Origin of the sequence: Chitinimonas koreensis, assembly GCF_014353015.1 — a bacterium.
In the GTDB taxonomy this organism is placed as follows: domain Bacteria; phylum Pseudomonadota; class Gammaproteobacteria; order Burkholderiales; family Chitinimonadaceae; genus Chitinimonas; species Chitinimonas koreensis.
In genome coordinates this window covers 5,616,102-5,630,237 of the sequence record NZ_CP060704.1, presented here as the reverse complement: position 1 = coordinate 5,630,237, position 14,136 = coordinate 5,616,102, and the positions used below count along the sequence as shown (strand labels likewise).

Genomic DNA, 14,136 nt, shown 5'->3' with positions numbered 1-14,136 from the left:
GATGTCCATCGCAACGGCGACGGTATAGGCCCGGCCTGCATCGCCCTCCACACGAAGCACCGCCCACGATAAGACTTCCCTTGCTCCTGCCAAGCCGCGAGTTCGCGGACATTGATCGTCTCGGCGGGACTTCGGCTTGCGGCGAGGGATGACAGTTCGGGGCCTTCGCCCGCATAGACGGTCGCCCCTGCCGCGTCGGCGACGGAGTAGAACACCCCATGATGGCCCGTCACCGCGCTGGCGAGGCGGCGGCGCAGCAGCGCATCATCGGCGATGGTCGCCGCATCGCGCAGCGGCTTGATGACGGCATCGGCTACGGCCCTGAGTTCCCCGGCATCCTGCTCGGCGAAGTGATGCTCCAACGAGCGGACGATGAGCCAACTGAAGACCAGGAACACCAGCGTCGTCGCAATGCCGACCAGGGCGGTGACCCGCAGCGCGAGCGAAGCCGGGCGACGGATGCGCAGGGCCCTAGTCGGCATCCGGGGCATCCAGCGTATAGCCCATGCCCCGTACCGTATGGATGAGCTTGGGCTCGAAGGCATCGTCGATCTTCGCACGCAGCCGGCGGATGGCGACGTCGATCACGTTGCTGTCGCTGTCGAAATTCATGTCCCAGACCTGCGAGGCGATCAACGAACGCGGCAGCACCTCGCCCTGGCGCCGCGCCAGCAGTTCGAGCAAGGCGAATTCCTTGCTGGTCAGGTTGATCCGCTGTCCTGCCCGGGTCGCGCGCCGCCGCGGCAGGTCGAGCAGCAGATCGGCGATCTGGATGCGGTCGGGGTGATTGGGCGCGCTGCCGCGGCGCAGCAGCGTGCGCACGCGTGCGAGCAGCTCGGAGAACGCGAAAGGCTTGACCAGGTAGTCGTCGGCGCCCAGTTCCAGGCCCTTGACGCGGTCATCCACGCCGCCGCGCGCAGTCAGGAACAGCACCGGGACCTGCTTGCCCGCCTCGCGCAGCGACCGCACGATGCGCCAGCCATCCACGTCGGGCAGCATGACGTCGAGGATGACCAGATCGTAGGTTCCGCTCATGGCCTGGTGATGGCCGTCCAGGCCATTGCGGGCCAGGTCCACCACGAACCCCGCTTCCATGAGGCCCTGGCGAACGTAGTCCGCTGTCTTGTTCTCGTCCTCGACCACCAACAGTTTCATCGCTCTTCCCTGGCTGACGCCATGAACGCTCGCGTATCTGCTTGCTCGCCCTGCGCGATTGGCTTCTGAATCAATGTACTCGGGTGAATCTTCCACGAACATGACGTGGTCATTACATGAATGTAATGAATGGGTCATGCGAGCGAAAGTGGCGACTCCCTAGCATGGATGTCAACGGCGTAAAGGCGCGTCCCTTCTCAGGGCCTTGCGCGTGCCCTGTCGATGTCTGTTCCTGGAGAGTTTTTCGTCATGACGCGCTATCCCCCCATGCTCCACGGCCACTGATCCTGTCGCGGCGGCGATTCGTGCAGGGATTGGCGGCGGGCGGCGTCCTGTTGGGGCTGTCCACGACCGCATTGAAGGCCGCCGCCCAGCAAGCGAGGGCCGCCAGCGGCACCGCCCCGGTGCTGCGAGGCACGGAGTTCGACCTGGTGATCGCCGAGTCACCCGTGAACTTCACCGGCCGGCCGGGCATGGCCACCACGATCAACGGCTCGCTGCCCGCGCCGACACTGCGCTGGCGCGAGGGTGACACGGTCACCATCCGTGTCACCAACCGGCTGCGCGAGTCCACCTCCATCCACTGGCACGGCATCATTCTTCCCTACCAGATGGACGGCGTGCCGGGCATCAGCTTCGCCGGCATCGCACCGGGAGAGACCTTCACCTACCGCTTCAAGGTCAGCCAGAGCGGCACCTACTGGTACCACTCGCATTCCGGCTTCCAGGAACTGACCGGCATGTACGGGGCGATCATCATTGACCCCGCCGGCCCTGAAACCATTCGTGCCGACCGCGACCATGTCGTCCTGCTGTCGGATTGGACCGATGAAGACCCCATGCACGTCTTCATGAAGCTCAAGACCCAGAGCGACTACTACAACTACCACCAGCCGACGGCGGTGGACTTCTTCCGCGACGCTTCGCGGGAAGGCCTGGCAGCGGCGCTGGACAAGCGCAAGATGTGGAACCGGATGCGCATGAGCCCGACCGACCTGGCGGACCTCTCGGCGCAGACCCTGACCTATCTGGCCAACGGCACCACGCCCGCGGGCAACTGGACCGGCCTGTTCCGTCCGGGCGAGCGCGTGCGCCTGCGTTTCATCAACGGGGCCGGCAACACCTTCTACGACGTGCGCATTCCGGGCCTGAAGCTGAAGGTCGTGCACGTCGATGGGGTGGACGTCGAACCGGTGACGGTGGATGAGTTCCGCTTCGGCCCGGGCGAGACCTGCGATGTGCTGGTCGAGCCGCGCGACGATGCCTACACGATCTTCGCGCAATCCATGGACCGCACGGGCTATGCCCGAGGCACGCTGGCAGTACGTGCCGGACTCGGTGCGCCCGTGCCGCCGCTGGACGCGGCCCAATGGCTGTCGATGGCGGACATGATGGGAGCGATGGACCATGGCGACATGTCGGGCATGTCCGGGATGGACCACGGCGCCATGGCTGGCAGGGACCACGGCACCATGCAGGGCATGACAGGAATGACCGGCATGGATTCCAGTATGTCGGGGATGGACCATGGCGCCATGGCCGGCATGGATCACGGCGGCATGCAGGGGATGACTGGCATGACCGGCATGGATTCCGGCCAGATGCAGGGCATGGACAGCGCCAATCCCCTGGCCGTGCCCAGCACCGCCGTGCGTCACGCCCGAACGGAGTACGGACCCGGTACGGACATGCGCGTGGACATGCCGCGCACCGCGTTGGACGACCCGGGCATCGGATTGCGCAACAACGGCCGGCGCGTGCTGACCCTGGCCGACCTGCACACGCCCGGCGGCCCCATGGACCCGCGCGGCCCCGGCCGTGAGGTCGAACTGCACCTCACCGGCAACATGGAGCGCTACACCTGGTCCATCGACGGGCTCGAATTCAGCAAGTCCAAGCCGGTGCATTTCCGCCACGGCGAGCGGCTGCGCGTCATCTTGCACAACGACACGATGATGACCCACCCGATGCACCTGCACGGGATGTGGAGCGAACTGGAGAGCCCCGACGGGCGCTTCCTGGCACGCCGTCACACCCTGCCGGTGCAGCCGGCGCAGCGCCTCAGTTTCCTGGTTACCGCCGATGCGCTGGGGCGCTGGGCCTGGCACTGCCACCTGATGCTTCACATGGATGCGGGCATGTTCCGCGAGGTCGTGGTGTCTTGAGCGCCGCTTGAAGAGAAGTGCACAAACGATGAAAACGACACACCTCCAAGCATTGGCCCTGGCACTGGTTGGCACGATGGCGCACCCCGTGCTGGCCCAGTCACAGGCGGGCCAGGAAGACGACCATTCGGCGCACCATGGTGCGGCGGCCACGCCGCCCGCGTCAGCGGCTTCGCCGGGCGCCGCCCAGGCCGATCCCCATGCCGGCCATGGTGCGCCCGCAACGCCCGCTGCAGCACCTGCCACACCGGCTTCCACGCCGCCCATGGACCATGGCGACATGCAGATGCAAGGCGGATCCACGCCGGCCGACGCGCGCGACCCCAATGCCTACTCCGATGGCCTCGTCCGCGGCGCGGGCGCCTATGCCGTGCCCGGCGTTCCCGCGTTGAGCCTCGCCGACGAGCATCGCTTCGGTGCGCTGCTGGTCGATCGGCTGGAACGCTCCTATGCGAACCATGGCGGCAACGCCACCGCCTACGACATGCAAGGCTGGTTCGGCCGCGACTTCGACAAGGCGGTCCTCAAGGCCGAGGGCGATGTGGCCGGCGGCAAGCTCCACGACGCCCGCATGGAATTGCTCTGGGGCCACGCCATCACGCCGTACTGGGATACCCAGTTGGGCCTGCGCTACGACACGGGCACCGGCCCTGATCGTGGATGGCTGGCTTTCGGCGTCCAGGGACTGGCGCCGTACTGGTTCGATGTCGAGGCGACGGGGTACGTCGACAATGGCGGCAGGACCGCACTGCGGCTGGCCGCGAGCTACGACCTGCTGCTGACCCAGAGGTTCATCCTGCAGCCGCGCGCCGAGGCGCAGCTCTACGGCAAGAGCGACCCGGAGCGGGACATTGGCAACGGCCTGTCGAACGCCACGCTCGGGCTGCGCCTGCGCTACGAGTTCAGCCGGCAGTTCGCCCCCTACATCGGCGTGGAGCGCAGCGGCAGTTTCGGCAAGACCGCCGACCTCGTGCGCGCTTCGGGCGAGCGCGCACAGGAGACCCGCTGGGTTGCGGGCGTGCGCTTCTGGTTCTAGGGCTCAGACACCGCGGCCCGTCCTGCCGATCACCGTCCGGACAGGCAACCGTTTTTCAACCACGGACCACCAACAGAGAATGACCATGCTCTCGATCCGCAAACTTCTCCTCCCCATTGTCGCTGCCGCCAGCGTTGTGCTGTTCAGCGCCGCCGCGCAGGCCCATCCGCAACTGCTCAAGTCCGATCCGCAGGCGAACGCCGAAGTGGCGGCACCGGCGAAGATCGAGCTGCAGTTTTCCGAAACGCTGACCACCCAGTTCTCCGGCGCCAAGCTGGTCATGACCGGTATGCCGGGCATGTCTCATAGCCCGATGGCGATGGAGGTCAAGGTATCGAGCGGCGAGGATGGCAAGACCATGGTGATTACGCCCGCCAAGCCGCTGATGTCGGGAGACTACCGCGTGGAATGGCGCGCGGTGTCGGCCGATACCCATCCCATGACGGGCAACTTCTCCTTCAAGGTGAAGTGAGCCATGGAGGGCTGGGGCAACATCGTTGTCCGCTTCGTCAGCTACGCCGACCTGATGCTGCTGTTCGGGCTGCCGCTGTTCGGCCTGTACGGCGTGAAGGGCAACGCGGACGATGCCCATGCAGCCTTCGGCTTCCGAAGGCTGCTCTCCTGGCTTGCGGGCGTGGGTCTCCTGGTATCGGGCGTCGGCATGTTGGTACTGGCGCAGGCCATGAGCGGTGTGACCGAGATCGGCGAACTTGAACGCCACGTGTTCGGCATGATCATCACCGGCACCAACGTCGGCATCGCGTGGGTGGTCAGGATCGCATCGCTCGTGGGCATCCTGCTTTGCGCCTGGTCCTGCCGACGATCGCCCACGCCAAGCTTGACGCTTGCCGCGTTGTTCGGAGCGGTCGGGCTGTCCACGCTGGTCTGGTCGGGACATGGGGCGATGGATACCGGCACACGCGGCGGCATCCATCTGGCAGCCGACACCTTGCACCTGCTCGGCGCTGGCGCCTGGCTGGGGGCGCTGGCCGCGTTTCTGCTGTTGCTGCTGCGCCCGGGCCAAGGCGATGCCTACCGGCATCTGCTGCTCCTGCGCCAGGCCGTCACGGGGTTTTCGGCGGCCGGCACGCTCATCGTCGGGGTGCTGATCGTCACCGGCATCGTGAACTATCTGCTCATCGTCGGCCCGACCCTTCAGGGCATGGCATCCAGCCTTTATGGTGCCCTGCTGTTGGTGAAGCTGGGCCTGTTCGGCGCCATGCTCGCGCTGGCCGCAGCGAATCGCTTTCGGTTGGGGCCGCTGCTGGAGCGGGCAAGGAATTCCACCGAGATCGCTCGCGCCAAGCATGCCCTGTGCAAGAGCCTGGCAATCGAAACGGCGGCCATGACGCTGATCCTGCTGGTGGTCGCATGGCTGGGCACCTTGAGTCCATCCGGCAACACGAGACCCTATTGATTTGGGATTTATCCCTTTAAGTCCCTAGCCGCCGAATCGCACGCGATCCTTCTCCCGCGCGCGGGAGACGGTGGCCCGAAGGGCCGGATGAGGGTTGGCTCATCAAACCACAGCCCTCACCCTACGCCGGGCGCCCCCAACCCCTCTCCCGTGCACGGGAGAGGGGCTAATTGGCTCTCGACACACATAGGGACTTAAGTATGTAAGTCCCATTGATTTCGACAAACACAGTCGGCGCTCGCTGCGCCGACCCATTGAAGGAAGCGTCATCATGAACGAGCATCACGGCCACAGCGAATCGCCCCCACGCTTCTGGCGCTCCCGGTATGGGATCGGTCTGCTCGTTCTCGGCGCGATCGTGGGCTACTTCCTGCTCAAGGAACACACCGCGCATGTGGTCGGATTCCTGCCTTTCCTGCTGCTTGCGGCCTGCCCGTTGATGCATATCTTCATGCACCACGGCCACGGCCACGGCCACGGCCACGGCCACGGCGGGCGCGACCATTCCTCCCACACGCCGCCGGATGCCACACCTGGTACGCCGACCCAAACACCAAATCCGGGTGCTGGCTCCAACGCACGCGATCAACGTGGAGACCAGCCATGAGCCACGACCAACCCGCTTACGGCCTGTGGCTGCTGGTGTTCTTCAACTCGGCCATCTTCATCCTGTTCGCCTTCAGCTTCTTCAAGCCGGCGACGGCGCGCGACTGGCGGACCTTCGGTGCGTTTGCCGCGTTCATCGTCGCGCTGTTCGTCGAGATGTATGGATTTCCGCTGACCATCTATTTGCTCTCGGGCTGGTTGCAGACCCGCTATCCCGGCCTGGACCTTCTGACCCATGACGCCGGCCATCTGTGGTGGACCTTGCTGGGTGAGAAAGGCGACCCGCATTTCGGCGTGCTGCACATCGCCAGCTACGTCTTGCTCGCCTACGGCTTCTACCTGCTGTCCACGGCCTGGCAGGTGCTCTATCACGCGCAGCGCCGGGGCACCCTGGCCACGGCAGGCCCCTATGCCCGTATCCGCCACCCCCAGTACGTGGCGTTCGTGCTGATCCTGCTGGGCTTCCTGCTGCAATGGCCGACGCTGCTCACGCTGCTGATGTTCCCGATCCTGCTGGTCATGTACGGCCGTCTGGCGGCGAACGAGGAAGCCGAGATGCGGACCCGATTCGGGGCGGAGTTCGAGCGCTACGCGCAAGCCACGCCGCGGTTTTTCCCCCGCTGGCGGCAATCCCCTGCGAGCTGATGCGCCCGATCCGTTGGCGCCAATCCATCCAAGGAGTCCATCGACCATGAGTGCTATCGATCTCGACGTTCAGGGCATGTCCTGCGGCGCCTGCGTCAAACACGTCAGTGAAGCGCTCAAACCCCTGCCGGGGGTGCGAGAGGTGGAGGTTGATCTGGGTGCAGGCCGTGTTCGTGTCCACGGCGATCTTGCCGAAGGCATCGATCCGCTGGTGTCGGCGCTGAAGCAGGCCGGCTACCCGGCGCAGGCCAGTGGCGCCGCGGCCAGCAAAGCGCCCGGCGCCGGCGGCGGGCGCTGCTGCTGCGGATAACCCGTGCGGCACTTTCCGAGTGGAACGAGAACACCGTTTCTTGCACCTGATCGAAGCAGATATACCCATCCAAGAGAATTCGGAGAAACCGTCTTGAGCCAGCCTCCGGAAAAAACACCCGAACGGGATCTTCCCGCACAGGGGGCACTGCCATCGGGCGACACGGCTCCTGAAAAGCATGGGCATTGCGCCCACGGCAGCACACCCGCAGCCGAGGATCGGCCCGGCGCAACGCCGACGGGCACCATCTACACCTGCCCGATGCACCCGCAGATCCGCCAGGATCATCCCGGCAATTGCCCGATCTGCGGCATGACCCTGGAGCCGCTGCTGCCGGACCTGGACGACGACAACCCAGAACTGCGCGATTTCTCCCGGCGCTTCTGGTGGACGCTGCCGCTGACCCTGGTGGTGCTGGCGCTGGCGATGTTCGGCGAGCGCCTGCACCTGATGGACATGGCCACGCAGAGCGGGCTGGAACTGGTGCTGTCGCTGCCGATCGTGCTGTGGGCCGGCTGGCCGTTCTTCTCGCGCGGCTGGCAGTCCGTGGTCCACCGCAGCCCCAACATGTGGACACTGATCGGCCTGGGCACGGGCGCGGCCTTCGTCTATAGCGTCGTTGCCACCGTCGCGCCGGAGATCTTTCCGGCGTCGTTCATCTCGATGGGCCGGGTCGGCGTTTACTTCGAGGCCGCGGCGGTCATCATCTCGCTGACCCTGCTCGGGCAGGTGCTGGAACTCAAGGCGCGCTCGCAGACCTCCGCGGCGATCAAGTCGCTGCTCGGCCTCGCGCCCAAGACCGCGCGCCGCATCGGCGCCGATGGCAGCGAGGAAGACGTGCCGCTGACCCACGTGCACGTCGGCGACCTCCTGCGCGTGCGGCCCGGCGAGAAAGTGCCGGTCGATGGCGTGGTGGTCGAGGGCGCCAGCTCGGTGGACGAATCCATGCTGACCGGCGAACCGCTGCCGGTGAGCAAGCGCGAGGGCGACAAGGTCATCGGTGCCACGCTCAACACCAGCGGCGCGCTGGTCATCCGCTCCGAGCGGATCGGCTCGGAGACCGTGCTCTCGCAGATCGTGCAGATGGTGGCCCAGGCCCAGCGCTCCAAAGCGCCCATGCAGCGCATGGCCGACGTGGTCGCCGGCTACTTCGTGATGGTCGTCGTCGCCATCGCCATTGCGACCTTCTTCGTCTGGGGCTTCTTCGGCCCGCAGCCGTCCTGGGTGTTCGGGCTGATCAACGCCGTGTCGGTACTGATCATCGCCTGCCCCTGCGCGCTGGGGCTGGCCACGCCGATGTCGATCATGGTCGCCACCGGCCGCGGTGCGACCCAGGGCGTCTTGTTCCGCGATGCCGCCGCGATCGAGAACCTGCGCCGGGTCGATACCCTGGTCATCGACAAGACCGGCACGCTGACCGAAGGCCGCCCCGCCTTCGACCGCGTGGTCCCGGCAGAGGGCTTCACCTCCGAGGAGGTGCTGCGCCTGGCGGCCAGCCTGGACCAGGGCAGCGAACATCCGCTGGCCGATGCCATCGTGCAGGCCGCGCGCGCCCAGGGCCTCGCACTGAGCAAGCCGGAGAACTTCGAATCCGGTTCCGGCATCGGTGTGCGCGGACAGGTGGACGGGCAGCCGCTGGCGCTGGGCAACACGGTGCTCATGGAGCAGGTCGGCGTCGCCGTCGATTCACTCATGCAGCAGGCGGAATTCCTGCGCAGCGAAGGGGCCAGCGTGATGTACCTGGCGGCGGGCGGACGCCTTGCTGGCCTGCTGGCGGTCTCCGACCCGGTGAAGGCGAGTACGCCAGAGGCGCTGGCGACCCTCAAGGCGGCAGGACTGCGGGTCATCATGGCGACCGGCGACGGTCTGACCACAGCGAAGTCGGTGGGCGCACGCCTGGGCATCGACGAAGTTCACGGCGAAGTGAAGCCGGCCGACAAGCTGACGCTGATCGAGCGCCTGCAGAAGGAAGGCCGCGTGGTCGCCATGGCCGGCGACGGCATCAACGATGCTCCGGCGCTGGCCAAGGCCGATGTCGGTATCGCCATGGGCACCGGCACAGACGTGGCCATGAACAGCGCCCAGATCACGCTAGTCAAGGGCGACCTGCGCGGCATCGCCACCGCACGCGGGCTGTCGGTGGGGACGGTGCGCAACATGAAGGAGAACCTGGTGTTCGCCTTCCTCTACAACGGCCTGGGCATCCCGGTCGCCGCCGGGGTGCTGTACCCGCTCACGGGCTGGCTGCTGTCGCCACTGATCGCCGCGTTGGCGATGAGCCTGAGTTCGGCCTCGGTGGTCGGCAATGCGCTTCGACTGCGTGGCATGAAGTGAGTCAACGATGATCTAAAGCGGCTACCGAGCCGGATAACTTGCAAATCAACGGGTCGGCTTGACTGATAGTGCTGGGCCGGTTTGAAATGTTCTAGAAGGTGGCGAACGATCTCAATGGCCTGCACCGACAACGGCACGATGTAGGGAGGTATGTCCTTCGGCAATTGGCGCTTCTTGCGCATATCCACCTGAAGCTGCTTCACGACGTCGGGTGGAATGATCCAGAGGCCGCGATCAAGGTCAAACTGATCCGGTGTCGCCAAGCGTAGCGCGCCAGTGCGCACGCCTGTCAGCAGGAGCAGCCGCAATCCGAGTTGTGTCTGCAGCCGGCCGCGGTACTTGCGAAGCCGCTGCAGCAACTTGGGGAGGTCGGCCATGCGCAGGAACGGATTGTGGTTGACCGGAGGCAGCGGCATCGCCACGACGTCGAGGTCGGAGGCTGGGTTTTGCTCTAGGCCAGGCACGATCACCAGCGCATAGCGGAACAACTGGTTGAACCAGGTGCGGACCTTCTCGGCAACGGAAAGCGCCTTGCGCTTTTCGATCTTGGCGATCACCTCCAGCAGATCTGGCCGCTTGATGTCGTAGATTGAGCGCCTGCCAGCGCCGGCAGCACGTCCTTGTCAAACACCCTTGGCAGGATGGAGAGCGTGGTCTGCCGGCCCTCCTTGAGGCTAAGTTCTCGATGCTTGAGCCACTTGCGGTAGATGGCGTCGAATGTGTTTTCGTCCGCGAGCCGGACGGCTCGCGCTTCTGCTTGCGATGAACGTGTGGATTTGTGTCTTTGGCCACCAGAGCACGTGCTTCGTCGCGTAGTGCTCGTGCCTCCCGTAGAGCTACCTCGGGATAGGTGCCCAGCGACATGCGCTTCTGCTTACCGACCCATTGGTAGCGAAAGTGCCAGGACTTGTTGCCGTTGGCCGCCACGGCCAGGGCGAGCCCGTCTGAATCAGATAGGGTATAGGCCTTGCCGATCGCCTTCGCTTGCCGGACCGCCAAATCTGAGAGTGCCATGCTCTTGCTCCGAAAGGGAGTCAGGAGCAGATGCTGGTCTCGTCAGCCTCGCACCTCCAGCAACAATCCGGAAGCTGCCGTGTCCGCAAAGATGGACTAAATAGTGGACTAAAAAGTCCTGGCGGTAGGCGGCTTCCAGCGCTGGATGACGTCATGGGTGAAAATCCAATGACATCAGCGACTTGCAAAACTCCATAGAACTCAGCAGATCGTGAAGTGGAGCGGGTGATGGGAACTGCAACCGATGCCTAACTCGTTGGAGGATAACGAGTTATTCGATCCCGATGCACAGGGATGGACACTATTCTGGACACAAATGCGCCGCATGACAACGGCGATCATCTACCGAGGTCCAGTGTGTGCCACCCACAGCCAGGAAGCTACCCAGCCATGGCTCGTGGCGCAGGCCTCTCCCTGTGGCTTCCGCGACACACCTTTCGTACGCTGTGAAGCGCCCTCCTACCTAGAGCCTTCCATCATGAAGATCGATATCGACCGCTTGTCAGCTGCCGAGCTGGACGCCCTCATACGCGACGCGGAGGGGCTGCGGGACAGGTTGAAACAGAAGCAAATCGGCGACGTCCGTCAGCGGTGCGCCGAGCTCGCTGCCGCCGAGGGCCTCTCGATGGCTGAACTGTTTCCTGAGCTTGGCACGACGCGGGGCGTCGCCTCGGCGAAGCGATTGCCGGCCAAGTACAGGAATCCTGGCGATCCGACGCAAACGTGGAGCGGCCGTGGAACGCGTCCGGCATGGTTCAAGGCGGCCCTCCAGGCGGGCAAAGCAGAGGACGAGTTACGCGTATGAAAGCGAAGGCTTCACTTCGGAATAGATGCCGGGAATATTCACTTGTCATGATCTCCTGACAAGAACGACCGACGGTACGCATCGTGTACTGAACGGCGGGAGGAAGTTGAGTAACCGTGACCTAGGTCTCGCCGCCGGAAGCCGCACGGTGCATAACTTCAATGAATTTGCACCGGAGCCAAGGATGGATTCAGCAATCACTGCCGATGAGACCGCCGTTCAGCCGGCATACAGCACCACTCAATGCAAACGCTCTCCCGAAGCGGACATATTGTGCGAGAACGCGGCACGCTGCAGGATCGAGCTGCGCCATTTGCGTTGCTTCATATTCGTCGCCGAGGAACTGAATTTCACACGTGCAGCAGCGCGCCTGCATATTGAACAGTCCCCCTTGTCGAGAATAATCAAGGAACTTGAGTCGGAGCTAGCAATTTCCCTATTTGAGCGTCACGCCAGAGGGGTTCGCCTTACTTGGCCTGGACAAGTATTTTTTGAAGAAGCCAAGCGCATCTTTACTGCACTAGAGCAAGCTCGCTCGAATGTGCAGAGCGCTGCGGCCGGCTATCGAGGGATGCTGCGCATTGCTCTTTCTGACTGCATTGTGCCGCAGCGATTGGCGAACCTATTGGCCAATTGTCGCGTCGAGGAACCCGAAGTGGAAATCCGCCTACATGAGGTTCCCTTCACACAACAAGTTCACGGATTACTCAACGGACTCTACGACGCAGGCTTTGCAAGGTCGGACGCTCTTCAGGAAGGTATCCTGTCGCGAGCTGTTTGGTCTGATGCGCTGGTTGCAATGTTGCCGGCCCGCCACCCCTTACTGGTCCATCGAGAGGTACCGATTAAGGAAGTATTGCGTTATCCCTTAATTCTCTGTCATCCGACAGCATGCAAAGGTCATTACCAGCAGATGGAGCGACTGTTGCAAAGCGCAGTTACGGAAGCAATAAATCTAAATGTCGCGGAGCATGCCGCTTCGCCAGGCGTCATGGCTGCGCTTGTAGCCGCAGGTTACGGCGTTGGGTTGACCAGCGCATCCCAACTAGCATCGCCGTCTAGCAGCGACATTATCACCCGCCCCCTGGCCGGGCCGATTCTGCATCAAACGACGTACTTTCTGCATGCAGAGGGCGACCGGTCACCACAACTGGAGCGATTCATAGATCGCACCAAGAGGGAATTTGACTACCCCGCGATTGACGAAATCCGGGGGTAGTTGTGCGCTTGGCTCGCCGAGCAGTAGCGAGCCATTCTTTTTGAATCTGCTGCTAGACCTCGGACGTCTAAGCCGAAGTGCGGTTGCAGTCGCTGCAATGGCTGACCGTCGTATTCTATGTGCATCCAGGCTCTTCCTACATGCGCCGTGGATGTCTACCAAGCCCAGGTAGTCCCGCGGCGCATGAGGCCATGATCGAAATGGTCTTTTCCAAGTCGTGTCCGACATGAACACTGCGCGCCCAAGCAATCGCTAGATATGCCTTTGGCATGTATCCGCGGTTTGCGTAGGTCGTCGGTGGACGCCGACGAGCCATCAATTCATGCGAAGGACGGACATGGATAGATCCGCGGGCATACACACGGGTGGGGTAAAGGTCTTCTACCGACCGATCGAAGCAAGTATTCGCTGGAGCAATTTGACGCATCACGAGCCCTACATATTGCGCGTGATGGGTCAGCGCAATTGGCCCGTCGAAGCCGACTTTCCGCTCTGGCCACATCTTCGCCTCAACAGCGAGCGCATCCTCGACGGCATTAGGAATGGGGATCTACCGTTCGGATCGAATGGCATCACGACGAACGATCGAGCTGACATCGATAGCCCGAGCCTGAGTGTGCGGCACGTGGATCTAAAGCGCTGGATGTACAGCGTGTACCCCAGCGAACGCCCCCGCTTCCTGTTCGACGACATCGAGCGCCAGGCTCATCCCGCGATCCATCTCAACACTGTCCAATCCCTCATGCTTGATCGGAAGCTGCTTCGGCAACGATTCAGGCATCAAGGCAAGACGCTCGATTCGCTGCAGACGAAGTACCGCGACCTGTTGCGCGAGGTCGACGCGGTGAAGTCGAACGGCAACGGCCCCAATGCCGCGTTGAGCACCCGAGGCGAATCCACCTATCTCCACATCATTGCCGGCCTGCTCACCTTACTGCTGGGAAGTTCGCCAGCAGGTCGAGCGTATTCGAGCTTTCGGTCCCAAGAATCCGTCATCAACGCGATGCTCGCTCAGCACGGCAACGTGCTCGGCATTTCGCGAAGCACCCTGGAAAACAAATTCGCGGAAGCCAAGCGACGAATCAATTCTCTTTGATTGCAACGCCCTATCTGGGGTGACGGAAACCCTATTTAGGGTTCTCCCCGCGAAAACACGCCTATTGAATGCGTGGCACGACCAACAACCGCTACCGAGCGGCAAGGAGTGCCCACCATGTCTTTGCAGACGTCTCCCGCCGTGCCCGCCGAGCACCGCATTCTTCGTCGCGCTGAAGTCGAGGCCAAGACCGGCTTCAAGCGCGCGCACCTCTACAACCTGATGAAGGAAGGCAAATTCCCGAAGGCCGTGCGCCTCGGGGTACGTGCCATCGGCTGGGATTCCGTCGAGGTCGAGCAATGGATCGCTGACCGCCTGAACGAGCGGCGCTGAC

13 protein-coding genes and 3 pseudogenes are annotated in these 14,136 nt (G+C 63.6%); 12 read left to right on the top strand and 4 right to left on the bottom strand.

Annotated elements, in window-relative coordinates; translation table 11 throughout:
- Positions 1-110: 110 nt before the first annotated feature.
- A pseudogene (locus H9L41_RS26385) lies at positions 111-482 on the bottom strand (hypothetical protein); the annotation flags it as partial.
- Positions 472-1,257, bottom strand: coding sequence for a heavy metal response regulator transcription factor (locus H9L41_RS24035; RefSeq protein ID WP_444542009.1), 786 nt, complete (start codon positions 1,255-1,257; stop codon positions 472-474). The gene H9L41_RS24035 and the pseudogene H9L41_RS26385, both read right to left, overlap by 11 nt.
- Before the next feature lie 203 nt (positions 1,258-1,460).
- Between H9L41_RS24035 and H9L41_RS24030 the strand changes: the two genes are divergently transcribed.
- The 8 genes from H9L41_RS24030 to H9L41_RS23995 all read left to right on the top strand — a co-directional run bounded on the left by H9L41_RS24030 (position 1,461) and on the right by H9L41_RS23995 (position 9,668).
- Complete coding sequence (locus H9L41_RS24030; protein ID WP_308419555.1) at positions 1,461-3,320, top strand: copper resistance system multicopper oxidase; 1,860 nt, start codon at positions 1,461-1,463, stop codon at positions 3,318-3,320.
- Between the two features lie 28 nt (positions 3,321-3,348).
- Positions 3,349-4,356, top strand: coding sequence for a copper resistance protein B (locus H9L41_RS24025; protein ID WP_187523622.1), 1,008 nt, complete (start codon positions 3,349-3,351; stop codon positions 4,354-4,356).
- A gap of 85 nt (positions 4,357-4,441) precedes the next feature.
- Positions 4,442-4,828, top strand: a complete 387-nt coding sequence (copC, locus tag H9L41_RS24020; protein WP_034607814.1) for a copper homeostasis periplasmic binding protein CopC — start codon at positions 4,442-4,444, stop codon at positions 4,826-4,828.
- 3 nt (positions 4,829-4,831) lie between these two features.
- The gene (gene copD, locus H9L41_RS24015) at positions 4,832-5,773 is read left to right on the top strand and encodes a copper homeostasis membrane protein CopD (RefSeq protein ID WP_028447305.1); all 942 of its coding nucleotides are present in this window, start codon (positions 4,832-4,834) and stop codon (positions 5,771-5,773) included.
- A gap of 271 nt (positions 5,774-6,044) precedes the next feature.
- Positions 6,045-6,380: a DUF2933 domain-containing protein gene (locus H9L41_RS26380; RefSeq protein ID WP_084300510.1), complete on the top strand. Its 336-nt coding sequence runs from the start codon at positions 6,045-6,047 to the stop codon at positions 6,378-6,380.
- Positions 6,377-7,024, top strand: a complete 648-nt coding sequence (locus H9L41_RS24005) for a methyltransferase family protein (protein ID WP_028447306.1) — start codon at positions 6,377-6,379, stop codon at positions 7,022-7,024. The genes H9L41_RS26380 and H9L41_RS24005 overlap by 4 nt, the downstream gene beginning before the upstream one ends.
- Positions 7,025-7,070: 46 nt before the next feature.
- Complete coding sequence (locus tag H9L41_RS24000; RefSeq protein ID WP_028447307.1) at positions 7,071-7,334, top strand: heavy-metal-associated domain-containing protein; 264 nt, start codon at positions 7,071-7,073, stop codon at positions 7,332-7,334.
- 93 nt (positions 7,335-7,427) lie between these two features.
- Entirely contained in the window at positions 7,428-9,668 is a 2,241-nt protein-coding gene (locus tag H9L41_RS23995) for a copper-transporting P-type ATPase (protein WP_281172495.1), read from the top strand.
- A 488-nt stretch (positions 9,669-10,156) separates the two neighbouring features.
- Here the strand turns inward: H9L41_RS23995 and H9L41_RS26465 are convergent.
- Both H9L41_RS26465 and H9L41_RS26460 read right to left on the bottom strand, forming a co-directional pair.
- A pseudogene (locus tag H9L41_RS26465) lies at positions 10,157-10,225 on the bottom strand (hypothetical protein); the annotation flags it as partial.
- Positions 10,226-10,478: 253 nt separating this feature from the next.
- A pseudogene (locus H9L41_RS26460) lies at positions 10,479-10,682 on the bottom strand (Arm DNA-binding domain-containing protein); the annotation flags it as partial.
- A 478-nt stretch (positions 10,683-11,160) separates the two neighbouring features.
- On the opposite strand from H9L41_RS26460, the gene H9L41_RS23985 reads away from it, so the two are divergent.
- The 4 genes from H9L41_RS23985 to H9L41_RS23970 all read left to right on the top strand — a co-directional run bounded on the left by H9L41_RS23985 (position 11,161) and on the right by H9L41_RS23970 (position 14,135).
- On the top strand, positions 11,161-11,487 hold the full coding sequence (locus H9L41_RS23985; RefSeq protein WP_028447309.1) for an H-NS histone family protein: 327 nt from the start codon (positions 11,161-11,163) through the stop codon (positions 11,485-11,487).
- Between the two features lie 148 nt (positions 11,488-11,635).
- Positions 11,636-12,706 (top strand): LysR family transcriptional regulator, encoded by a 1,071-nt coding sequence (locus H9L41_RS23980; protein WP_308417335.1) that lies wholly within the window; start codon positions 11,636-11,638, stop codon positions 12,704-12,706.
- Positions 12,707-13,043: 337 nt separating this feature from the next.
- The gene (locus H9L41_RS23975) at positions 13,044-13,802 is read left to right on the top strand and encodes a hypothetical protein (RefSeq protein WP_034607815.1); all 759 of its coding nucleotides are present in this window, start codon (positions 13,044-13,046) and stop codon (positions 13,800-13,802) included.
- A gap of 117 nt (positions 13,803-13,919) precedes the next feature.
- Positions 13,920-14,135 carry an AlpA family transcriptional regulator gene (locus tag H9L41_RS23970; RefSeq protein WP_028447311.1) on the top strand — a complete coding sequence of 72 codons (216 nt, stop codon included), beginning with the start codon at positions 13,920-13,922 and terminating at the stop codon, positions 14,133-14,135.
- The last annotated feature ends 1 nt before the right edge of the window (position 14,136 follow it).

What these genes read in the sequence shown, in the direction of transcription:
- copC (WP_034607814.1), top strand. Translation starts at nt 4,442, where the DNA reads ATGCTCTCGATCCGCAAACTTCTCCTCCCCATTGTCGCTGCCGCCAGC.
- H9L41_RS24025 (WP_187523622.1), top strand. Translation starts at nt 3,349, where the DNA reads ATGAAAACGACACACCTCCAAGCATTGGCCCTGGCACTGGTTGGCACG.
- H9L41_RS24000 (WP_028447307.1), top strand. Translation starts at nt 7,071, where the DNA reads ATGAGTGCTATCGATCTCGACGTTCAGGGCATGTCCTGCGGCGCCTGC.
- H9L41_RS24035 (WP_444542009.1), bottom strand. Translation starts at nt 1,257, where the DNA reads ATGTTCGTGGAAGATTCACCCGAGTACATTGATTCAGAAGCCAATCGC.
- H9L41_RS23985 (WP_028447309.1), top strand. Translation starts at nt 11,161, where the DNA reads ATGAAGATCGATATCGACCGCTTGTCAGCTGCCGAGCTGGACGCCCTC.
- H9L41_RS26380 (WP_084300510.1), top strand. Translation starts at nt 6,045, where the DNA reads ATGAACGAGCATCACGGCCACAGCGAATCGCCCCCACGCTTCTGGCGC.
- copD (WP_028447305.1), top strand. Translation starts at nt 4,832, where the DNA reads ATGGAGGGCTGGGGCAACATCGTTGTCCGCTTCGTCAGCTACGCCGAC.
- H9L41_RS24005 (WP_028447306.1), top strand. Translation starts at nt 6,377, where the DNA reads ATGAGCCACGACCAACCCGCTTACGGCCTGTGGCTGCTGGTGTTCTTC.
- H9L41_RS23975 (WP_034607815.1), top strand. Translation starts at nt 13,044, where the DNA reads ATGGATAGATCCGCGGGCATACACACGGGTGGGGTAAAGGTCTTCTAC.
- H9L41_RS23970 (WP_028447311.1), top strand. Translation starts at nt 13,920, where the DNA reads ATGTCTTTGCAGACGTCTCCCGCCGTGCCCGCCGAGCACCGCATTCTT.